Below are 21,339 nucleotides of genomic sequence, written 5' to 3' on the forward strand. Positions count from 1 at the left end.
CCCGGCGCGCCGACCAGGAGGATCACATGAACGCCACCATCGCACGGACCGGCCTCGCCTGCACGGCCGCGGCCGCCGCGCTGTTGCTGGCCGGCTGCAACGACATCGAACGCGCCCTCAACCGCGGCGGCGACACCCCGTGCCGGGAGTACGTGCAGCAGGACCCCGACACCAAGCGGATGACGGTCACCAAGTTCATCAAGCAGAATTCCGGCATCGATCACGAACCGGCAGGCACCGCCGTGGACGCCACGATCATCCAGGTCGATCTGCTGTGCGGGTTCCAGCGCAACGCCGACACCCCGATCAAGAACGCCGACGTGGCAGGCATTTTCATCACCAAATAACGCAGCCTCTTGTGCGGCAAAGCGTTCCGCGACCGGTGCGCTCGAGCCAGGATATAGGTCTCGAGCAGGCCGGTCGGCCGACCGGCCGCCGGACGACGAACAGGACTGCGTGTGGCACGGTTTCGTACCCTGACCCAGCAGCGGACCGATCTCGAGAAGGAATGGGAACGGGTCGCGACCGCACCGAATAGCACCGCGCACGCCCCGAACACCCTGCTACGCACCGAGGTCGCGCAATCCTGGCGGCGTTCGCTGAGCACGGTCGACCCCGGCTGCACCGGCGCACCCGGCCTCGACGACATCGCCGAGCGCTGGGCGCGATCACCGCTACGGGCGCCGGTCACCGAGCTGGCCGCAACGCTCGACGACGTCGCGGTGGACGCCGGCTACCTCACCGCGGTCACCGACGAAACCGGCGCGATCCTGTGGTCCGGCGGCGACCGCGCCGTGCGCAGGCGCGCCGAGCAGGTCAATTTCGCGCCCGGGGGCTGCTGGGACGAAGCCCATATGGGCACCAATGCCGTGTCGATGTCGTTGGTGACCGACGCCCCGAGCACGGTGTTCTGCGCCGAACATCTGGTGGCCGCCCTGCACGGATGGGTGTGCTACTCCGCCCCGATCCACGCACCCGACGGCAGGCAGATCGGTGCGCTGGATCTGTCCAGTTCCTGGGATCGGTCCCATCCGCTGGTCATGTCCTCGGTGCGGGCGCTGGCCACCGCGGTGGAGACCATGCTACGCAGCGCGCAGCCTCCACCCGCCCCGGGACTGCGGCTGCAATGCCTGGGCGATGCCCGGCTGACCCGCGACGGTGTCACCATCGCGCTGCGGCCACGTCAGCTGGAAATCCTCACCCTGCTCGCCCTCGAACCCGACGGCTTCACTCCCGAGCAGCTGCACGCCGCCCTCTACGGCGATCGCCCCGTCACCGTCGCCACCCTCAAGGCCGAGGTCTCGCATCTGCGCCGGGCCACCGGCGGGCAGATCGGCAACCGCCGCTATCTGCTCACCGGCCCGATCTCCTGCGATGCGGTAGACCTGCTGGCCGCCATCGCCGCCGGCGACACCACCTCCGCGGTGTGGCTGTATCGCGGTGCGCTGCTGCCGGGTTCGGATACGCCCGGCATCGCGCAGTGGCGCGCCCACCTCGAGGTCGGCGTGCGCAATGCCGTGCTCGCCGGCGACCGCGCCGATCACGCCATCGCCTTCGGTGAGCGCGTGCCCGCCGACATCGAGGTCCACGAGCATGCGCTCCGACTGCTGCCGGCCGGTGATGTGCGGCGCGCGGTGGTCACGGCGCGGCTGCATACCGCCCTGCGCGCCTGAGTCACCTCACCCGGTCACCCGCCAGCCCTGCGCACGCTCGCGTTCACGCCAGAATTCGGCGTATTTGCCTGGCCGGTCGATGAGCTCGTCGTGCGTCCCGCGTTGCACGATCCGCCCCGCGTCGAGCACCAGAATCTGGTCGGCGGCGGCGATGGTGTGCAGGCGATGCGCGACGACGAGCAGGGTGCGGTCGGCGGCGAGGGCCCGCATGGCGTCGGTGATCGCGGCCTCGTTCTCCGGATCCAGGGCCGCGGTGGCCTCGTCGAACAGCACGATCGGCGCCTGCTTGACCAACGCCCTGGCGATCGAGACCCGTTGCCGTTCACCGCCGGACAGACTCGCCCCACCTTCGCCGACCCGGGTGTTCCAGCCGTCGGGCAGCCGCTCGACGATCTCGTCGACCCGCGCCAGCCGCGCCGCCGCCCGGACCTCCGCGTCGGTGGCCTCCGGCCGGCCGATGCGAATGTTCTCCGCGATGGTGTCGTCGAACAGGTAGACGTCCTGGAACACCATGGCGAGCTGATGCATCAGGGCGTCCGTGCGCCACTGCCGCACGTCCACCCCGCCGATGCACACCGTGCCGGAGTCGGCGTCCCAGAATCGTGCCATCAGCCGCAGCAGGGTGGTCTTACCCGAGCCCGAGGGGCCGACGATCGCGGTCAAGGTGCCGGGTGCGGCGGTGAATTCCACATCCCGCAACACCGGCTGATCTCCGTAACCGAACCCGACGCCGTGCAGCGCGACCTCGCCGGGGCGGGTCGCCTTCCGCACCGATCCCTCGGGCAGCGCGGGTACCGCCAAGACCTCATCGATGCGGTCGATGGTCTCCGCGGCGATGCGCAGGGCTGCCGAATGGTCGACCATTTCGATCAACGGACCCGCGAAGCGTGTGACGAGCACCAGCAGCGCGATCAGTTCGGCGGCCTCGAGCGAACCACCAAGCGCCAGCACCACACCCAGCGCGATGAGCGCGACGAACGCCGCCTGCACGGCTGTCGAGAACGCCACCAGTGCGGACACCGCCTTGCGGGTCAGCGCACCGTAGGCGCGGCGCTGTCCGGTGAGCGCGTCATCGAGCAGGGTGTTCCCGGTGCCGGCCCGGCCGAACGCCCGCAGCACCGGCTGGCGCTTGGCGAATTCGACGACCCGGCTCGCCGCTTCGACCTCGGCGTCGTCGATGGCGCCGAAGCTGCGGGCGATGGCCTCGCGGGCCCGGGTGTGCGTGACCAGCAGCACCAGCCCGGCGATGAGCAACGCGACGGCCAGACGTGCGTCGAAGACGAACATGCCCAGGGCCACCACCACCGGTGTGGTCACCGCGGCGATCACCGGCTGCATCAGGTGCGCCGGCACCGCGATGATGTTCGTCGTGCCCTGCGACATGGCGTGGGTGAGCCGGCCGGTGCGGTCGGTGTCGAACCAGCCCAACGGCATCCGCGCCAGCTGATCGGCGACCCGGTGGTGCAGGCCGAGCAGCAGATCGTCACCGATGCGCTGGCCCAGCATCGCCTGCGTGTAATACACCAGGCTCGCGGCGATCGTGGTGGCCGCCAGCGCGCTGAGCCACGGCGTGGCCGCCTCGGCGTCACCGGCCAGCAGCGGCCGCAGCACCGGCACCAGCAGCAGCACACAGACGCCCTGCAAGACCGCGAATCCGAGCATCGCCGCGATCCAGCGCAGGAAACGGGGGCGGTCGCCCGGATCGACCAGGCCGAACAGTTTGGCGATCATCGGGACAGCTCCTTCGACAGTGTTTGGGCGGCCCACATCCGCGCGTACTCGCCGGCGGCGGCGAGCAATTCGTCATGATGGCCGGTCTCCACCACGCGCCCGCGGGAGAGCACCACGATGCGATCGGCACCGCGGATGGTGTGCAGGCGGTGGGCGATCACCAGCAGGGTGCGGCCCGCGATCAGCCGCGACAGCGCGTCCTGCACCGCCGCTTCCGATTCCGGGTCGGCGAAGGCGGTCGCCTCGTCCAGCACCAGGATCGGTGCGTCGGCGACGATCGCGCGGGCGATCGCGATGCGCTGGGCTTCGCCGCCGGACAGCTGCGCGTCGACCCCGACCTCGCTGTCGTAGCCGCGCGGCAGCGTGAGGATCCGCTCGTGGATGGCCGCCGCGCGCGCTGCCGCTTCGATCGTGGCCGCATCGGCCGCCGGCCGAGCCAGCGCGATATTGTCGCGAATCGAGGTGCGCAGCAGTGAGGTCTCCTGGAAGACGAACCCGATGTGGCGGTACAGCTCGTGTTCGGCGATATCGCGGACGTCGACGCCGCCGATGCGCACCGATCCCGCGTCGACATCCCAGAATCGCGGCAGCAGCCGGGCCAGCGTCGATTTCCCCGACCCGGAGGCGCCGACAAGCGCGGTGACGGTGCCGGGCGCCAGCGTGAGGTCGATGCCGTCGAGGGCGTATCCGCGTCCGTCGTAGGAGAACCGGACCCCCTCGAAGTCGACCCGAGTACCGTTGGGCACCACCGGGACTCGCGCGTGTGGCAGTTCGGGCGTGGCGAGCACGCCGGCGATCCGGTCGGCGGCGGCGCGCGCCACCTGCATGGCCAGCGCGCCGAATCCGATCGCCAGCACCGGCGCGCCCAAACCGACCACCAGCATGGTGAAGGCGATGAGCTCGGCCGGTTCGGTACCGAGCCATACCCCTGCGCCCAGAGCCACGACCAGCAGTACCGGCGGCGAGATCAACACCGAGGCCACCGCTTCGAGCCGGTGCATCGGGCCGATCCATTCGCCGAGGAAGCGGGCGAGGTCGTCGCCGGCGCGCCGGTAGCGATCCTGTGCGCGGTCGGCCTGGCCGAACGCCTTCACCACCGCGATGCCATCGACGTATTCGATAACGGCGGCGTCGACCTTCTCGAGTTCGGCGTTCCAGCGCGCCATCCGGGCAGCTTCATCCCGCGACATCACCGCGGTGAGGACGAACCAGGCGATCAACGGCACCAGGCACACCAGCGCCAGCCGCCAATCCAGCACGAACAGGTACACCAGCGCCACCACCGGGGTCACGACGGCGGCGACCAGGTCGTTGATCGCGTGCGCCACCAGGTGGTGGATGGCGGTGACGTCGTCGGTCAGCGCCCGTTTCACCCGTCCGGAGCTGCGCGCGGTGAACCAGCCGAGCGGGACCCGGCCGAGCCGATCGGCCATGGCACGGCGCAGTCCGGCGGCGACGTCGGCGTCGGCGCGATGGCTGATGGTGTACGCGGCGGCCGCGCAGCCGGTGCGAATCAGGAAGCCGAGGCCTGCGACGACGACCCAGCTCCACACCGCGCCGCGGTCGGCCGGCGCGTCGGCGAGCAGTTCGCGTGCGATCCCGACGACCGCGAGGTAGGGCGCCATGGCGGCCAGCGCACCGACGACCTGAAGGGCGGCCGCCACGGCCAGTGGCCGGCGCGCAGGTGACAGCACCGCGCGCAGTCCCGTGGCGGCCGCTGGCTCCGCGACGGCCGTGATCGGCTCCGATACCGCAGTACTCATGTAACCCCCGATGGGAAATTGGATCAGTGTTCTAATTTTGAGTGTAGCGGTGCACCCCGCACGCGCAAGGAGGTGTTCTCAGCAGCGATGAACGAGCGCGGACATCGCCGAGCCGCCGCGCGACACGGCGGCCGGGTCGCCTACTCGGACTCCGCGGTCGCCTTCAGTTCGGCCAACCGCAATTCCAGCCCATCGAGCAAACGCTCCAACGCGTATCGGCCGTATTCGCGCCGGACTCTGCGGCGTTCGGCCTCATCGGCCGCGATGAAATCGGTGACCATGCGGCGCATCTGCTCGGCACCCACGCCGGCATCGGGGTGGGTGTCCAGCATCCGATGCAGACCGGTCAGGCCACCGCCGTCGGGATCGCGGGCGCGCTGATCGTCGAGGGCGATCAGGCCGAGGCAGGTGTTGAACGCGATCGAATAGGCAGTGGCCGATTCCTCGCCCCAACCGGCCTCGAGCATGCGCGCCACACCGGCATCGAGCACGGGCACCAGTTGTTCGGTTTGCGGACCGTTGCGCAGCAGCCATGCGGCGACGCCGGGATACTGCGCCAGCTGGTCGATCATCGCCGTCAGCACCCGGTGCAGTAAGGCCCGCCAATCGGTGTCGTCGAGCGGCAGGCGCATATCGGCGTAGATCTTGTCCACGACGGCGGCGCAGACCCGTTCGCGGTCGCCGATGTGGTGATAGATCACCGACAGCGAGGTGTCCAGGCGGGCGGTGAGGTCGCGCATGGTCCAGCCATCGAGGCCGCGTTCGGCGGTCAGCGCGACGGCGGCCTCGGTGATGGCCGCCGGGGTCAGGCCGGTCCGGTATGCGCGCCGAGCCACGTCGGGCTAGCGGTTCTTGGCCGGGCGGTTGGTGGCTTCCCGGCGTTCGGCTTCCTTGGCCTTGATGCGCGCGTTCTCGGCCTGCACGGCGGCGTAGTTGTCGCGTTCACGCAGCAGCCATTCCGGCGGGTCGGCGAGCAGCGCGGCGATCTCGTCGGCGGTCAGCGCGTCGGAGACCTCGGCGCGGGCCAGGCCGCTGTTGGACACGCCGAGCTTGCGGGCGGTGATATCGCGCGGGAAGGGGCCGGTGCGACGCAGGTCGGTCAGCCACTGGGGCGGGTCGGTGCGCAGCTTGTCGAGCTCGGCCCGGGTGATCGGGGTGTTGCGAAATTCCTCGGGGGCCGCCGGAAGGTAGATGCCGAGTTTGTTCGCCGCCGTCAGCGGCTTCATGGTCTGCGGTTTCTTGTCCGGGCTCACCGATACAGCCTACTGGGCCCGGCCGCACGCTCGTCGCGGCGGGCCGTGCGCATACGCTGATACGAATGAGCCGCTTCGCTTCGATCGATATCGTGCGTCTGCGCTGGTTCGTCGCGGTCGCGGAGGAGCTGCATTTCGCGCGGGCGGCGAAGGCGCTGCACATCTCCCGCCAGAAGCTCAGCCACACCGTCATCGAGCTGGAGAACGAACTCGGGGTGAAGCTGTTCGTGCCGGGGGCGAGCCCCACACGGTTGACCGGGGACGGCGCCGAACTGCTGGCCGAGGCCAAGCAACTCATCGCCGCGGCCGAGGCCGAGCAACCCGCTTCCGGTCCGGCTGAGAGCGCCGGGCTGCGGGTCGGTTTCGTGCCCGGCGTCACGGTGTCGAAATGGGAGCGGATCTGGGCCGAACGGTTTCCCGGGATCGCGCTGGCGCTCGAACCGATCGCACAGGCCGACCAGCTCGACGCCCTGCGCGACGGCCGCGTCGACATGTGTTTCGTACGGCTGCCCATCGACACCACGGGGTTGAGCGCAATCCCGCTCTACCGCGAACTGCCCGTCGTCGTGGTGCCCAAAGAGCATCCGATCTCGGTGTTCACCGAGGTCACCACCGGCGATCTGGCCGAGGAACAGCGCCAGGACACCAGCGATCTCGATCGCGCCGCCGGCAGCATCGAATTGGTGGCCGCCGGCGTCGGGGTGGCGATCGTGCCGCATTCGATCGCCCGGCTGCACGCCCGCCGCGATGTGGTGTACCGGACGGTGACCGATGCGCCGGCGACCGACATCGCCCTCGCCTGGCCCGCCGACCGGACCACCGAGCTGGTTGAAGAGTTCATCGGCGTGGTCCGCGGCCGCTCCGAACGTAGCTCCCGCGCACCGTCGGCAGAGCGGGCGGCAGCGCCCACGCGCGGCGGCAAGAAACCGGCCGCCGAAAAGAAGCCAGCGAAGCCGCGATCATCCGGTGCCCGTTCGAGCGCCAAGAAACCGGCCCGGCGACGCGGCCGCTAGCCGGCGCCAACGTGACACCAACCTTCCCCATCCATAGTGTGCGGCATCGGTAGCGATGTCCGGAGCAGTCATGAGGAGGAGCGATGTGCTGGTTCGATCCCGAATCCGAGACCGCCGCGACGACTTCTGCGGCACCCGCGCGCTGATGCCGGAGCGCAGTGTCCGCGGCGATGCCACCGAGGCGGCACGCTCGGTGTTGCGGCACCTGATCGACCAGCACGGGCCCGTGCTCCTATTGCTCGGCGCGGGCGCGACGGCCCCGATCTGCCTGCGGGCCCGCGATTTTCATGCCGACGACGGCGATGTGCTGGTCACTCGGCTGCCCTGGCATACCGAGTTCTGGATGAGTGGCGACAATTGCGCCCGCTACGCGCGCGATCACCTCACCCTCGACGTGCGGCCGGAGGTCGCCGGTGATGCCGCGACCACCTCGCTGGAAGCCGCGGAAGGTTCGCGGTTCGTGCTGCGGGTCCGCCCGCTGGACGACGCCGAGTCCGCCGCCGCGGCGGCCGCTCCCCCACCCCGCACCGGCGCCGACCGCCTGCGCTGATCCGGAACCTACCGGTAGGGGTCGGTGATATCCCGCAGACGGGTCAGGGCGCGGCGCAGCTGCTCGGTCGTGCGCGGTCCCAGGTAGTCGGCCCACTCGTTCTCGACCTCGGCCGCGACGGCGTTCGCGACCGAGGTCGCCTGCTGCCCGCGCGCCGACAAGCGCACCAGCCGGGCCCGGCCGTCGGTGGGGTCGGGCACTCGTTCGACGTAGCCCGCGCGCTCGAGCTGGTCGACCAGGAACCCCGCCGTCTGCTTGGTGACCTGCGCTTGTTCGGCGAGCTCGGTGAGCCGGATGCCGCCGGGCGCGATTCGCTGCACGATCCTGGCCTGCGCGAGCGTGATATCGCGGTACCCCGCTTCGGCCAGCGCGGCGAAGACCCGGTTCTCCATCGCCCGATACGGCAAGAACAGCAGCAGCCCGAGCATGGGCTCCGCGGACCGGTCCATCACACCGCCTCCACCCTTGTCATCGGTCAGAGTCACTGACTAAAATAGTCATAGATTCTGACTAATTCTACGGAATCGCCGCTGATCCGACGACTCCGATGTCCGGGCAGGTGAGGTCCATGGACCGAGAACAATGCTGGTGGGCGATCGAGCAGCAGCGCCGCGCGGTCGCCGCGGTGCTGGACGAGATCGGCGAGGACGAATGGGACACGCCGTCGCTGTGCACGGGCTGGCGTATCCGTGAGGTCGCCGCTCATATCGCCATGACACCGCAGCCACTGTCGTTGTGGACCATCGCGCGCGAATTCTCCCGTGCGCGTGGCGATTACAACGTGCTCGTCGATACCTTGGCCCGCGCGCATGCCCGTCGCCCCACCACCCAACTGGTGGCCGAGATTCGGGATACGGCCGCGTCGCGCCGGCTGCCGAAGGTCACCAACTACCGCAATGTGCTGTTCGACATCATCGTGCACGGCCAGGACATCTCGATTCCGCTGGGCCGCCCCGTCCCGGTCCCCAAGGACGCCGCCGCGGCTGCGGCCACCCGCGCTTACGCCGTGGGCCGGCCGGTCTGGCGGCCCCGGCGCCTCGACGGATTCCGCCTGCGCGCCACCGACACGGCATGGGCCGTGGGCGCGGGCGCGGAGATCGCCGGCCCGATCATCGCGCTACTACTGCTGATCACCGGCAGGCCGATCGCGCTGGACCAGCTCACCGGGCCCGGGGTGGACGAGGCGGCGGTGCGCTTGAAGCAGGGCGTCAGCTGACCCGTCACCCGGGGATCGGATGCTCGGCCAGCCACAGTCGCGCGCGCCGGGCCGAAGCGCGCGAGAGCCACGCATCGGCGATGATCTCGGCCAGCTCCTGCCGGGTGATCCGGTGCAGGTGCGCCGCACGCACCAGCACCGAGGGATGGCCGTCGAAATGCGCGGTGGTGAAGAACGGGGTGGTGCGGTCCTGGACCAGCGCGAGCTTGTCGCCTTCCGACGGCACCCAGAACATGATCACGTCGTCGTACTTCTCGCCCGTATCCGGGTCGACGGCGTCGGGGCGCGGGGTGCGGAAGAACACGAACGATTTGCCGCCCACCTGGTAGACGGCATTGCCGCGCGGGCCGTCGACGCGCGTCACATGCGGCATGGCGGCGGCCAGTTCGTGCACATCGGCCGCTCGCGCGGGCCGCGAGCGCTTCGGCATGCCGCCAGGGTAATCCCGAGCGGCATGCCGAAGCGGCGGTTCAGCGTCCGGGCAGGAAACGCAGGTTGCGGGCGATGGTCATCAGGAACCGCTGCCACTTGTCCTGCGACAGCATCGGCGGCGGATCCAGATTCATGAACCGCGTGACGACGATGGTCTGCGGTTCGGTGAACTTCAGCAGCCCGTCGGCGCCGTGCCTGCGGCCGACACCGGAGATCCCCATGCCGCCCATCGGCGCGCCGGTGGTGCCCCAGGCCGGGGCATAACCCTCGTCCACGCAGACGGTGCCGGTGCGCAGCCGCTGGGCGATCTGCTCACCTTCGGACGGGCTGGCCGCCCACACGCTGGCATTGAGGCCGTAGTCGGTGTCGTTGGCCAGGCGCACGGCCTCATCGACCGAATCGACCGGGTAGATCGAGACCAGCGGGCCGAAGGTCTCGTTGCGCCCGCACTCCATCTCGTCGGTGACGTCGGCGAGCACGGTCGGCTCGAAGAACAGCGGCCCGAGGTCGGGGCGGGCCTTGCCGCCGGTGAGGACCTTGGCGCCCTTGGACGTCGCGTCGGCGACGTGCTTGGACACCGTCTCGAGCTGCGATTCGGAGATCAGCGACCCGATATCGGTGGAGAAGTCGTAGGCCACACCGAGTTTCGCGGCCTCGGTCGCGGCCACGAACTTGGCGGTGAACTCCTCGGCGATCGAGCGCTCGACATAGATCCGTTCGATCGAGATGCACAGCTGGCCGGCGTTGGAGAAGCAGGCCCGCACCGCCGCCTTGGCCGCCTTGTCCAGGTTCGCCCCGCGGGTGACGATCATCGGGTTCTTGCCGCCGAGTTCGGCGGAGAAGCCGATCAGGCGCTTGCCGCACTGCTGGGCCAGGGTCTGCCCGGTGGCCGAGGAGCCGGTGAACATCAGGTAGTCGCAGGAGTCGACGATCGCGGTGCCGACCACCGTGCCCGGTCCGGTCACCACGGCCAGCAGATCGCGCGGCAGACCCGCGCGGTAGAGCAGTTCGGCGCCGGCCAGCGAGGAGAACGGGGTCTGGCTGTCGGGCTTGACCACCACGGCATTGCCGGCCAGCAGCGCCGGGATGGAATCGCCGATGGAGAGCACCAGCGGATAGTTCCAGGGCGCGACCACACCGACGACGCCCTTGGGCTGGGTGCGCACTTGGGCCCGGTTGAGCACCGGGAAGGCGCCGGGCACCTTGTGCGGTTCGAGCAGCCCGGGCGCGACCCGCGAGAAGTAGCGGGCCGCCAGCATCAGGCCCATGACCTCTTCCTGGGCGGCCCAGCGCGCCTTACCGGTCTCGGCCTGGATGACGTCCATCAGGTATTCGCGCTCGTCGACGATGAGCGCGCGATAGCGCTCGAAGACCGCCGCGCGTTCGGCGGCCGGGCGGGCGGCCCAATGTGCTTGGGCGGCCCTGGCTCTGGTGAACGCGTCGGCCACGTCCTCGGCGGTACCGACCGGCACGGTGCCGAGCGGGCGTCCGGTGAACACCTCGGTGATGGTTCTGGTGGGGCGTGCCTCGGCGCCGTCGATCGCCGCCAGGGCGCTCAAGCGGGTGAATACGTCGGCTTCCGGCGCGGGCATCGTTGCCTCCTCGATGTGGGTTACTCGTCGGTACACACAATCTACCCACACCGGCGGCACGATGGTGCCCGGTGTCACAATCGCGCAGTTCCACCCCGCGGCACGGCCTTTATTCCGTCGGTCACGCCGATGTCAAATCCGGTCCCGGTCAACGGGACCGGAGTCCCGATTCGGTCACGATGTCGTTTACGTTGTGCCGATGTTCAGAGCGAGGCTCGGTGTCCGGACCCGGATACTGGCGATCGCGCTCATTCCGAGCCTGACTCTGCTGGTGGTCGGCGTGGGCGCAGCGGGATACCTGGTCGACCGGGGCAATCACGGCAAACAGTGGGCCGAGGCCATGCAGTCGGCGATCGAGCCGACCCGTCAGCTACTGGAAGCGATTCAGCAGGAACGCCGCCTCACCCTTGCGCACCTGGCCGGCGATCCGGACGCCGCCGCCGAACTGGCCACCGCCCGCCCCCGCGTCGACGCGGCGTTCCAGTCGCTGATCGAAGCGTCGAATCCGTTGCGCGAACTGGACTCCGAAACCATCGGCGACAACGTCGGCGATTTCGTGACCCTCGGCCAGCAGCTGGCCATGGTGCGCACCGGCGCCGACGCGCGCGCCCTGCCCACCCCCGACGCCTACACCTTCTACACCCGCGTACTCGACGTCATCACCATCGGCACCCAGCTGGCACAGCGCTCGGCGCCCGACCCCGCGGTGGTGGTTCAGCTGGCGCTGTCGACGCGGCTCATCTACGGCATCGAGGCGGTCTCGCGCAGCAATGCGCTGGTGGAGGCGGCGCTGGTCGACGGCAGCGGTGTGGTCGCGCTGCCGGAGGAGTTCGTCGCCCAGGTCGGCGCGCACCACACCATGCTTCCGCAGCTGGCCGGCGAACTCGAGCCGGCGTATCGCGACAAGATGCAGGCGCTGCTGGCGAGCCCGGCCTGGCAGCGGCTGTCGGCGATGGAACACGCGCTGATGCAGCGCACCCTCGACCCACCGGCGGAGTCGAGCGGAACCAGTGACGAGCAGACCGGCACCGGCTCGAGCCGCACGAGCAGCCGCACCAGCAGTGACGACGAACCGGCGCCGCTGCCGTCGACGGCCGAGGAATGGCAGGCCGCGGCCGCCGAGGTCGACAACGCGCTGCTCGACATCTGGGACCTGCACAACACCAATGCCCAGCAGCTGGCCCGTGATTCCGCCACCGAATCCGCGGCCGCCTCGCTGGCGCTGGGCGTCACGGTGCTGCTGATGAGTGTCATGGCGTTCCTGGTGTCGCTGGTGCTGGCCAACCGGTTCATCCGCAGGCTCAAGCGCTTGCGCGACCAGACCCTGGCCTTGGCCGATGAGAGCCTGCCGGACATGCTGCGACGGCTGCGCGCGGGCGAGGACGTCGATCCGGTCGCCGAAGCGCCCCGCCTGGACTTCGGCCACGACGAGGTCGGCGCGGTCGCCACCGCCTTCGAGCACGCGCACGCCGCGGCGGTCACCGCGGCCGTCACCGAGGCCCGCACCCGCGAGGGTGTGCGCGCGGTCTTCCTCAATATCGCCCACCGCAGCCAGATCGTGGTGCACCGGCAGCTGGAGATCCTCGACGCCGCCGAACAGCGCGAAGAGGATCCGGCGATGCTGGAGACGCTGTTCCGGCTCGACCACCTCGCCACCCGCGAACGCCGCAACGCCGAGAACCTGATCATTCTCGGCGGCGGCGAGCCCGGCCGGCGCTGGCGCAATCCGGTCCCGCTGATCGACCTGGTGCGCAGCGCGATCGGTGAGACCCTCGACTACACCCGGGTGCGCCTTGGCACGCTGCCGCAGTCGCGCATCGCCGGCAACGGCGTCGCCGACCTGGTGCATCTGCTGGCCGAGCTGGTCGACAACGCCACCTCGTTCTCCCCGCCGCAATCACGGGTCGAGGTCACCGGCAATATCGTCGGCAAGGGCCTGGTGGTCGAGATCAGCGACCAGGGCATGGGCATGGACGCCGACGAGCTCGCGCGGGTCAACCAGATGCTCGCCGATCCACCCGATTTCGGTGTCGCGTCGCTGTCGGCCGATTCCCGGCTCGGGCTGTTCGTGGTCGGTCAGCTGGCCGCGCGCCACGACATCTCGGTGCGGTTGAGCGAATCCGACTACGGCGGTGTGCGGGCCATCGTGCTGGTGCCGTCGAAGCTGCTGCTGCCGGGCGAGCCCGGCCCCGCGACCAGCGAACCCGTCACCGAGCCCCGGCGGCGGCCTGCCCTGCCGGCGGCGAGCGAATCCGCCACGCACGCCGTGGAATCCGCACCGGCCCAGACGGCCACCCTGCTGGCCGAACCGCCCGCCGAGCCCGCGCCGGCCACCCAGCCCGAGCCGATGGAACGGACCGCCGACGGTCGTCCCGCTTTACCGCGGCGCAACCGGCAGACTAGTCTCGCACCGCAATTGGCGCAGCCGGTCACCCCGCAGCCCGCCGCGCAGCGACCTCGCACGGCCGAACAGGCCCGGGATCTGATGTCTGCCATCGAAAACGGCACCAGACAAGGTCGCAAACCGCTGCCCGCCGACGATCTCGCCGCACCGGCGCAGCCGAGCCCGGCCCCGAAGGAACAGGAAGGCTAAGTGTCCGCTTCTCCCGCAAGTGATCTCAACTGGCTGCTCGACGATCTGGTCGAGCGGCTGGCCGGCGTCCGGTACGCGGTCGTCCTGTCCACCGACGGTTTGCTGCTCGGGCATTCCGCCGGGATCGCGCGCGAGGACGGCGAGCACTTCGCCGCCATGTCCTCCACGCTCTACGGTTTGGCGCGCAGTGCGGGCAGCCGGTTCGACGGCGGCGGCGTGCGCCAAGCCGTCATCGAACTCGACCGCGCCGTGCTGTTCGTGACCTCCGCCGGCGACAACGCCTGCCTGGCGCTGCAAGCCTCCGAGAACGCGAATCTGGGCATGGTGGCCTATGAGATGAACCTGACCGTGCAGCGGGTGGGCAACTACCTGTCGACCACCGCGCGCAATGGCGCCGCCGAGGTCGAATCACAGCGGTGATGTGGTGAGTTCGTTATGACGCGTATGGGTGAGCCGTGGTTCGACGAGGCGGCGGGTCCGCTGGTGCGGCCCTATGCGGTGACGCGTGGGCGCACGATGGGCGCCGCGCACGATCTGGACATGCTCACCGCGGTCGTCGCGGCGCGTCCCGCACCGACCATGCGGCGTGTCGAACCCGAATACGCGCAGATCGTCGTGGCGTGTGCGCAGCCGCGATCGGTGGCGGAGGTGGCGGCCACCTTGAAACTGCCACTGGCAGTGACCAAGATTCTCGTCGGAGATCTGATCGGTGACGGGCACCTGATCTTCCGGGCTCCGGTGCAACCGGAGGCCGGGCCCGGCGACCTCAACGTATTGCGAGCGGTACTGGATGGAATCCGAAAAATTTGACCCTGCCCGGCTCGACCCGAACGGGGTGCCGCATCTGGCCGCCTCGGTGAAGGTCCTCATCGCGGGCGGATTCGGCGTCGGCAAGACGACATTGGTCTCGGCCCTGAGCGAGATCACGCCGCTGCGCACCGAAGAGATGATCACCGAGATGAGCGCCGGGGTCGATGATCTGTCCGGTGTCGAATCCAAGACCACCACCACGGTGGCGCTGGACTTCGGCCGGATCACCATCGACAGCGATCTGGTGCTCTACCTGTTCGGCACGCCCGGCCAGGACCGGTTCTGGTTCCTGTGGGACGAACTGGCTCGCGGCGCGCTCGGCGCGGTGGTGCTCGCCGACACCCGCAGGCTCGGCAACTCCTTCGCCGCGATCGACTATTTCGAACGCCGCAAGCTGCCGTTCCTGGTGGGCGTCAACTGTTTCGACGGCGCCCCCCGCTACACCACCGACGAGGTGCGCGACGCCCTGGACCTGGACCCGGAAACTCCGGTCATGCTCTGCGACGCCCGCGACCGCGTCTCGTCGAAAAACGTGCTGCTCAGCCTGATCGAGCACCTCATCGACCGCGCCACCCGAGCCCACGTCACCACCTGAGCCGCCCCGGTACGCGCCGTCAGGACGAACGACGCGCGAATCCCGGTGCGCGCTCGGGCCGCACGCCCACCCCACCCAGGTAGACCGACATCCCCGCCAGCAACGCGAACCGGTCGGCCGGCCCGACAAAAGGTCAGTGGGCGAGGCGTTCGGTGGTGAGGTGGTGGCCGCGGATGCCGTCTACGGTGAGGTCGTCGAGGCAGCCGGTGAGGCGGCGTTCGGTGTGCGGGCCGAGGGACGGTTCGAGGACGACGGTCCAGACTTGGCCGTGGGGGGTGGGGCCGGAGATGAGGCGGACGTGATTGGCGATGCTGGCGCATTCCTGCCACAGGCGGAGGGCGGGAGTCGGGGTGGGGTGGCGGGATTCGGCTCGGAAGCCGATGACGGTGCGGCTGCCGGTGGGGCCGCGGTCGGTTTCGAATTTCATGCTCGACGACAGTGCGGTGATACCCGCGGCGGCCACCACCGCGAGGAGTGCGAGCACCAGCAGGCGGCGCATCGCTCACCACCGGGAATCGGTCAGGGGTCCGCGCAGCAGCTGGAGCCGGTCGGGGGCGGGGGTCAGGAATCCGTCGTCGGGCAACCGCAACCGGTCGAGGCCGGCGAGGATGCGGCGTTCGGCCGACGGGCCCGCCGTCATCCTGGCGAGGCGTTCGACCAGCCACGCCACTCCGGTCAGCAGCACTCCGCCGGCGAGCAGGACCGGGACGAACACCGAGAGTCGATCCGGCTTGGCCAGCCAGGCGAAGCCGACCTGGGAGGCCGGTTCGGCGGCGTGCACGATGCGGGCGGTGCGTTCGCGTTCGGCCCGGCTGCGGTCGTAGCCGCTGTCGCCGAGCTCGCGTTGAATGGCGCGCAACCGTTTGATCAGCACCATCGCGACCAGCGCGATCTCGGCCGCGATGAACAGCGTCGCGGTCAGGATCGCCCGATTCCATTCCCACCGGTACAGATACACGAAAACGTAAGTGCCGGTGGCGATCAGCGAGCCGATCGCCAGCAGCATGCCCAGTCCGCGCGCGTTCATCGCCGCACCTCCGCGTCGCCGTTCACTCGTACCGCGCCGGTGCGCCCGTCGAGTTCGACGACCGCACCGTCCGGCAAGCGCCTGGTGGCGTCCGGATACCCGACGACCACCGCGACCCCCTGCTCGCGCGCCAGAATCGCGACATGGCTGAGCGGACTGCCGGTTTCGGCGATCAACCCGGCCAGCCGCGGCACCACCACCGCGAGCCGCGGATCCAGATGGCGCACCACCAGCACCGATCCGGGCGGTGGATTCTCGCCGATATGCACCACCCCGCGCCCGCTGCCACCGCCGGCGCCCACGCCGCCGTCGCTGGTACCCGCCCGCTCGCCGACGGGCACCGGCCAGCCGTCCTCGGCGAGCCGGAACCGCGCGGGTAGGTGAACGGCGGCGTCGGTGGGCGAGCCCGTCTCGTCGGTCGCGGTACGGCGGCGGTCCACGTCGCTTTCGGGAAGTGGCCTCGAAATGGTCGGAAGCGACAACCGATGCCCACGGACTGCGGCAACCACCTCATCCAAACTCAGCAACGCGATCGACGCGGCCGAGTCGACCACCCCGTCGGCCGTGAGCCGAGCCCCCAACTCCCATGCCGTCCGGGCGCCGAGTTCCTGCACCCACCGCGTCCGCAGGCGCAGAGCCTCACGGGCGAGCGGCAATTCGCCGACGGGGTGGTCGCCGGGCGGCAGGTCGGCGCCCTCGGCGTCCGGTGGTTCGGCGGGCTCGCCGATGCGGGGCGGCGTCAGGGCGAGGACCACCGGGAATTCCTCGATAACCCGGTCGGCGGGGACCGCCTCGGCCCGGGCTCGGTGCAGCGCGGCGAGCGCCATCGCGGCTGCTGTCGGCGCGGGTTCATCGGCCCGCGCGAGCATTCCGGCCAGCGCTTCGTACCCGTGCAGCGCCGTGAGTGTGGTGCGTGCGTTGTCCAGGATGGCGAGTAGTTGAGCGCGGCTCAGCTCCGTCAGCGGCGGCACCTCCGCCAAGTCGGCATCCACCCGTTCGCAGATGCGGCGCGCGAGCCCTGGCATCGCGGCCGCCAGCCGGCCCACCCGCATGGCCGCGCCGAGTTTGCGTGCACCCGGGCGTGGGTCGAGCCGGTCGATCAGCCGGCGCCGCGGCCGGATGGCACCGAGCAGTTCCAGATCGGCGACCGCGACCCCGAGTACCGCGGTGGCGATCGGGGATTCGCGGATGCGTTGCGCGGGTGCGGCGCCGGTCAGTTCCAGGGCCACGCGCAGGCCTTCGGCCAGCGGGCTCAGCCACAGGTCCTGTTCGAGCGGGCGCAGCGGGTCGGGGAAGGTCTCGGCCAGTGGGCCGGGCCCGAGGATCGGCCCGGCGACGCGGCCGTGCAGGGTGGTGATCGGCCGGGCCTGCAACAGCCGTACGGCACCGCCGGCGTCGACCGCCCATTCGATGTCTTGCGGGCCGCCGAACATCCGCTCGGCGCGCAACGCCATCCGCACCACCTTGCGCCGCACCGCCGCGGGCAGCCCGGGCGCATCCTGCGCGACGACCCGGCGCACCCGGCCCGATCGCGTGAGCAGCGCCGTCCACCCGTCCTCGGTGCCGCTGACCACCGCGTCCGGGCCGCCGCGCACCGCGGTGATCATCATCCGATCGGTGCGCCCGGTGACGGGGTCGGCGGTGAACATCACCCCACCCCAGCTCGCCGCCAGAAACGGCTGCACCAGCACCGCCATCGCCGCCTCGGCGCCGTCACCGGCTGCGGGTGCGGCAGCGGAGGCCAGCACCCGGTCGACGGCGTCGCGGAAATGCGTCCAGCCGCGCACGCCGAGCACCGAGGTGAACATCCCGGCCATGGACTGTTCGGCGCCGTCCTCGGCGACCGAGGAGGACCGCACCACCAGCGGACGCTCGCCGCCACCGGAGAGCTTGCGCCACAACAGTTCCGGAGGATGCTCGGCCTCCGACCACGCGGTGGTGAGCACGAATCCGTCGAGCACGGGCAGTCCCATGGCCGCGGCCTCGGCGAGAGCGGCGGCCTTGGCGCCGGTGAGGCCGGCGTCGCGGGCGCGTGGATCGGCGAGTGTGACGATGCCCGGACGGGTCGGGACGGTGATGACGGTCATCGGAGGCACCCTTCGAGGGGGAAACGACGTTGTTTCGATCAATCCGATCCGGCGCGCTCAGTCCAGCCAGAGATCGGGTTCCGGTCCCGGCGGTGCGGGGGCGGCGCAGTGCTGAATCGGCGGCGACGCCATGGGTATGGTCACGATGACCTCCTAAGAGGAGATGGGTCCTCCACTTACGTGAATTCCAGTGTTTCCCTCCGACCCCCTGGTGTCAAGGAAGGAACGTTCGTTTTGGCGTCGCGCTGCTCACGCGCCGAGCCCCTGGAAGTTCACCCATCCTTCACGGTACGATGCCGCGCCCGTAGCCGAGTAGTGCTCGCGCACAACGTTATTCATCGGCAATCCCCGCGCGACCACGCCGCTCGCGCGCCTCTCGCCCCCAGAGATCGGGGCTGCCGCCGCCGCGAGGCACAGCCGATACTGGCGGCACACCTCGACCGAATGGAGTCCGTCATGGTTGTCAGACGCGCATGTGCCGCGGCCCTCGTCGCCACCGCCCTCGCCACCGGCGTCGGCGTGGCCGCTCCGACGGCGACGGCCGCGCCCACCGGCTCCGCCGATTCCGGTTCGGCGACCTACGCCCGCGATTTCGTGCAGTTGATCGTGTGCCTGTTCCGTGGCGAGCTGGTGGGCTCGAAGGCACCGCTGTGCTGAATCCCGACCAGGGCTGAGGCCGATCAGCGCAGCAGACCGGCGTCCGCCAGTTCGTCGAACAGCAGTTGGTCGACCGGCGGCACCAACTCGCGATCGGCGTAGCCGAACCAGGCCAGCGCCTCGATCTCACTGCTGGCGGTGAGGGTGCCGCGATAGTCGGCGGTGTAGCAGCTCATCCGCACCGAGACCGCCCCGTCGGCCGCCTCGTACACCCCGACATGGGCGGCCGTCTCCGGCAGCAATGCGACGGTCAGTTCCTCTTCGATCTCGCGGACCAGCGTCTGCAAATCCGATTCGCCGTCCTCGCGCTTACCGCCGGGGATGTAGAAGACGTCCTTGCCGCGCGGCCGCGCGCACAGGATCTTGCCGTCCTCGATGCGCACCCACGCCACCGTATCGATGAGTTCAGCCACCAGCCCGTCGGTCACCGTGGCAGCCTATCGGCCCGGCGCCATCCGCACCGGGCCGATGGGCCGTTCAGCGGCTGAGTCGCTGGAACCGGCGCACCGCCAGCGGCAGGAAGACCGCGGTGATCAGGATCGGCCAGACCACCGCCATCAGCACCGCGTGCTGCTCGATCCAGGAATCCCCCGCCCCGACCGGGGTGCCGAACAGTTCCCGGCTGGCCGCGACCGTGGAGGAGATCGGGTTCCAGGCCGCGATCACGCCGAGCCAGTCCGGCATGAGCTGCGGTGCGACGAAGATCGAGGAGATCATCGTCAGCGGGAACGCCACCGCGAACAGCCCGCCCGCGGCTTCCGGATTGGGCACCAGCAGCCCCAGCCACACCCCCACCCAGATCAGCGCGAACCGCAGCCACAGCAGCAGCACGAAGGCCGCGATCACCCCGAGGATTCCGCCTTCGGGCCGCCAGCCGATGACCAGCGCCGTGAGCATCAAGATCGTCAGTTCGGCGCAGGCGACGAGCAGGTCGGTGACCCCGCGGCCGGACACCACCGCCGACGGCGACATCGGCATGGAGCGGAACCGGTCGATCACGCCGTTGGTGGCGTCGTAGACCATCACCGTCGCGGTATTGATGAAGCCGAACGCCATGGTCATGGCGAACATGCCCGGCATCAGGAAGCTGCGGTAGTCGCCGCCGCCCGGCACCGTCATCGCCGAACCGAACACATACCCGTACAGCAGCACCGACAGGATCGGAAAGCCCAGCTGCCAGGCGATATTCACCGGCTGACGCTGATAGTGGGTGAGGCCGCGCCGCACCACATTCCAGCAGTCGGCCACCACCCAGTACCCGCGCGAGCGCGAACGCAGCGGTGCGAGGTCGACGGTCTCGGTCGTCGCGGTCATGCCGCCACCTCCTCGGTCGCGGCCCGATGGCCGGTCAGTTGCAGGAACACATCATCGAGGCTGGGGCGGCGTAATCCGATGTCCTCCACCGTGATTCCCTGATCCTGGAGGGTCCGCGCCACCTCGGTGAGCGCGGCGACCCGGTCGGCCACGGGGGCGTGCACCCGGCGTTCGGCGTCATCGAGTTCCGGTTCGCCGACGCAGACCCGCGCCACCACCTTCGCGACTGCCGGCAGGTCCGCGATATCGGCCGCCACCACTTCGATCAGGTCGGCGCCGACGGTGTTCTTCAACCCGTCGGGTGTGTCGTCGGCGATGGCACGCCCGGCATCGATCACCGTGATGCGGGAGGCGAGTTTGTCGGCCTCCTCCAGATATTGAGTGGTCAGCAGCACCGTCGTCCCGTCGGCGACCAGCGCGCGCACCGACTCCCACACCTCGCCGCGACTGCGCGGGTCGAGACCGGTGGTGGGTTCGTCGAGGAACAGCACATCCGGCGCGAGGATCATCGACGCGGCGAGGTCGAGCCGGCGCCGCATGCCGCCGCTGTATTTGCCGACACCGCGATCGGCGGCCTCCACCAGGTCGAAGCGCTCGAGCAGTTCGGCGGCGCGGTGACGGGCGCGGCGACCGCCCAGATGGAACAGCCTGCCGAACATCTCCAGGTTCTGCCGTCCGGTCAGCACTTCGTCGACGGCCGCGTACTGACCGGTCAACCCGATCCGGGAGCGCACCTCCCGCGGCTGACGCGCGACATCCAGTCCGGCCACCGTCGCGCTGCCGCCGTCGAGCCGGATCAGCGTCGACAGGATCCGCACGGCGGTGGTCTTGCCCGCACCATTGGGTCCGAGCAGCCCGTGCACCGTGCCGCGGCGCACGCTCAGATCGAACCCGTCGAGGGCGTGTTTGTCCCCGTATCTCTTCCGCAAACCTTCGGCCACTACGGCGTATTCGCTCACACAACCCTCCGTACCCAAGCGACGAGATCAAAACTGGGTACATCGTACCCCAATACGGGTACGATGTACCCAGT

At 70.0% G+C, this 21,339-nt stretch carries 23 protein-coding genes; 10 read left to right on the forward strand and 13 right to left on the reverse strand.

Annotation, left to right across the window (positions count from 1 at the left end; translation table 11 throughout):
- Positions 1-26 precede the first annotated feature (26 nt).
- Positions 27-347 carry a hypothetical protein gene (locus tag NOCYR_RS15990; RefSeq protein ID WP_014351431.1) on the forward strand — a complete coding sequence of 107 codons (321 nt, stop codon included), beginning with the start codon at positions 27-29 and terminating at the stop codon, positions 345-347.
- Positions 348-458: 111 nt separating this feature from the next.
- A complete protein-coding gene (locus NOCYR_RS15995; RefSeq protein WP_014351432.1) occupies positions 459-1,673 on the forward strand; it encodes a helix-turn-helix domain-containing protein in 1,215 nt (404 codons plus the stop codon).
- A 6-nt stretch (positions 1,674-1,679) separates the two neighbouring features.
- Here NOCYR_RS15995 and NOCYR_RS16000 read toward each other — a convergent pair whose 3' ends face one another.
- From NOCYR_RS16000 to NOCYR_RS16015, 4 genes are all read right to left on the reverse strand, one after another.
- Positions 1,680-3,404 carry an ABC transporter ATP-binding protein gene (locus NOCYR_RS16000; RefSeq protein WP_014351433.1) on the reverse strand — a complete coding sequence of 575 codons (1,725 nt, stop codon included), beginning with the start codon at positions 3,402-3,404 and terminating at the stop codon, positions 1,680-1,682.
- Complete coding sequence (locus tag NOCYR_RS16005; RefSeq protein ID WP_014351434.1) at positions 3,401-5,167, reverse strand: ABC transporter ATP-binding protein; 1,767 nt, start codon at positions 5,165-5,167, stop codon at positions 3,401-3,403. The genes NOCYR_RS16000 and NOCYR_RS16005 overlap by 4 nt, the downstream gene beginning before the upstream one ends.
- 140 nt (positions 5,168-5,307) lie before the next feature.
- Positions 5,308-6,003 carry a TetR/AcrR family transcriptional regulator gene (locus NOCYR_RS16010; RefSeq protein ID WP_014351435.1) on the reverse strand — a complete coding sequence of 232 codons (696 nt, stop codon included), beginning with the start codon at positions 6,001-6,003 and terminating at the stop codon, positions 5,308-5,310.
- A 6-nt stretch (positions 6,004-6,009) separates the two neighbouring features.
- Positions 6,010-6,420 (reverse strand): DUF5997 family protein, encoded by a 411-nt coding sequence (locus NOCYR_RS16015; protein ID WP_014351436.1) that lies wholly within the window; start codon positions 6,418-6,420, stop codon positions 6,010-6,012.
- A 65-nt stretch (positions 6,421-6,485) separates the two neighbouring features.
- Between NOCYR_RS16015 and NOCYR_RS16020 the strand changes: the two genes are divergently transcribed.
- On the forward strand, positions 6,486-7,433 hold the full coding sequence (locus tag NOCYR_RS16020) for a LysR family transcriptional regulator (RefSeq protein ID WP_014351437.1): 948 nt from the start codon (positions 6,486-6,488) through the stop codon (positions 7,431-7,433).
- 85 nt (positions 7,434-7,518) lie between these two features.
- Complete coding sequence (locus tag NOCYR_RS16025; protein ID WP_014351438.1) at positions 7,519-7,983, forward strand: DUF779 domain-containing protein; 465 nt, start codon at positions 7,519-7,521, stop codon at positions 7,981-7,983.
- 8 nt (positions 7,984-7,991) lie between these two features.
- Here the strand turns inward: NOCYR_RS16025 and NOCYR_RS16030 are convergent, their stop codons facing one another.
- Positions 7,992-8,432 (reverse strand): MarR family winged helix-turn-helix transcriptional regulator, encoded by a 441-nt coding sequence (locus NOCYR_RS16030; protein ID WP_014351439.1) that lies wholly within the window; start codon positions 8,430-8,432, stop codon positions 7,992-7,994.
- A 119-nt stretch (positions 8,433-8,551) separates the two neighbouring features.
- Here NOCYR_RS16030 and NOCYR_RS16035 point away from each other — a divergent pair, with 119 nt between their 5' ends.
- Entirely contained in the window at positions 8,552-9,199 is a 648-nt protein-coding gene (locus NOCYR_RS16035; protein WP_014351440.1) for a maleylpyruvate isomerase family mycothiol-dependent enzyme, read from the forward strand.
- Between the two features lie 4 nt (positions 9,200-9,203).
- Here the strand turns inward: NOCYR_RS16035 and NOCYR_RS16040 are convergent, their stop codons facing one another.
- Positions 9,204-9,629, reverse strand: coding sequence for an MmcQ/YjbR family DNA-binding protein (locus NOCYR_RS16040; RefSeq protein ID WP_014351441.1), 426 nt, complete (start codon positions 9,627-9,629; stop codon positions 9,204-9,206).
- A gap of 40 nt (positions 9,630-9,669) precedes the next feature.
- Positions 9,670-11,223, reverse strand: a complete 1,554-nt coding sequence (locus NOCYR_RS16045) for a succinic semialdehyde dehydrogenase (RefSeq protein WP_014351442.1) — start codon at positions 11,221-11,223, stop codon at positions 9,670-9,672.
- 199 nt (positions 11,224-11,422) lie between these two features.
- On the opposite strand from NOCYR_RS16045, the gene NOCYR_RS16050 reads away from it, so the two are divergent.
- From NOCYR_RS16050 to NOCYR_RS16065, 4 genes are read left to right on the forward strand one after another with little or no spacing between them, the layout of a single operon-like run.
- Positions 11,423-13,816 (forward strand): ATP-binding protein, encoded by a 2,394-nt coding sequence (locus NOCYR_RS16050; protein WP_014351443.1) that lies wholly within the window; start codon positions 11,423-11,425, stop codon positions 13,814-13,816.
- Complete coding sequence (locus NOCYR_RS16055) at positions 13,817-14,236, forward strand: roadblock/LC7 domain-containing protein (protein WP_014351444.1); 420 nt, start codon at positions 13,817-13,819, stop codon at positions 14,234-14,236.
- Positions 14,237-14,251: 15 nt separating this feature from the next.
- On the forward strand, positions 14,252-14,626 hold the full coding sequence (locus NOCYR_RS16060) for a DUF742 domain-containing protein (RefSeq protein WP_048833440.1): 375 nt from the start codon (positions 14,252-14,254) through the stop codon (positions 14,624-14,626).
- Entirely contained in the window at positions 14,607-15,221 is a 615-nt protein-coding gene (locus NOCYR_RS16065; RefSeq protein WP_048833441.1) for a GTP-binding protein, read from the forward strand. Before NOCYR_RS16060 ends, NOCYR_RS16065 begins: the two co-directional genes overlap by 20 nt.
- A gap of 133 nt (positions 15,222-15,354) precedes the next feature.
- Here the strand turns inward: NOCYR_RS16065 and NOCYR_RS16070 are convergent, their stop codons facing one another.
- The 3 genes from NOCYR_RS16070 to NOCYR_RS16080 are packed head-to-tail and all read right to left on the reverse strand — an operon-like array spanning position 15,355 to position 18,335.
- On the reverse strand, positions 15,355-15,720 hold the full coding sequence (locus tag NOCYR_RS16070; protein ID WP_014351447.1) for a hypothetical protein: 366 nt from the start codon (positions 15,718-15,720) through the stop codon (positions 15,355-15,357).
- Between the two features lie 3 nt (positions 15,721-15,723).
- Entirely contained in the window at positions 15,724-16,248 is a 525-nt protein-coding gene (locus tag NOCYR_RS16075; protein WP_014351448.1) for a hypothetical protein, read from the reverse strand.
- Positions 16,245-18,335: a PEP/pyruvate-binding domain-containing protein gene (locus tag NOCYR_RS16080; protein ID WP_014351449.1), complete on the reverse strand. Its 2,091-nt coding sequence runs from the start codon at positions 18,333-18,335 to the stop codon at positions 16,245-16,247. Before NOCYR_RS16080 ends, NOCYR_RS16075 begins: the two co-directional genes overlap by 4 nt.
- A 456-nt stretch (positions 18,336-18,791) precedes the next feature.
- Here NOCYR_RS16080 and NOCYR_RS16085 point away from each other — a divergent pair, with 456 nt between their 5' ends.
- Positions 18,792-18,992 (forward strand): hypothetical protein, encoded by a 201-nt coding sequence (locus NOCYR_RS16085; protein ID WP_014351450.1) that lies wholly within the window; start codon positions 18,792-18,794, stop codon positions 18,990-18,992.
- A 23-nt stretch (positions 18,993-19,015) separates the two neighbouring features.
- Here NOCYR_RS16085 and NOCYR_RS16090 read toward each other — a convergent pair whose 3' ends face one another.
- From NOCYR_RS16090 to NOCYR_RS16100, 3 genes are read right to left on the reverse strand one after another with little or no spacing between them, the layout of a single operon-like run.
- Complete coding sequence (locus NOCYR_RS16090; protein ID WP_014351451.1) at positions 19,016-19,420, reverse strand: NUDIX hydrolase; 405 nt, start codon at positions 19,418-19,420, stop codon at positions 19,016-19,018.
- Positions 19,421-19,469: 49 nt separating this feature from the next.
- Complete coding sequence (locus NOCYR_RS16095; protein ID WP_014351452.1) at positions 19,470-20,306, reverse strand: ABC transporter permease; 837 nt, start codon at positions 20,304-20,306, stop codon at positions 19,470-19,472.
- A complete protein-coding gene (locus NOCYR_RS16100; RefSeq protein ID WP_014351453.1) occupies positions 20,303-21,265 on the reverse strand; it encodes a daunorubicin/doxorubicin resistance ABC transporter ATP-binding protein DrrA in 963 nt (320 codons plus the stop codon). The genes NOCYR_RS16095 and NOCYR_RS16100 overlap by 4 nt, the downstream gene beginning before the upstream one ends.
- Positions 21,266-21,339: the final 74 nt, after the last annotated feature.

Origin of the sequence: Nocardia cyriacigeorgica GUH-2, assembly GCF_000284035.1 — a bacterium.
Lineage (GTDB): Bacteria > Actinomycetota > Actinomycetes > Mycobacteriales > Mycobacteriaceae > Nocardia > Nocardia cyriacigeorgica_B.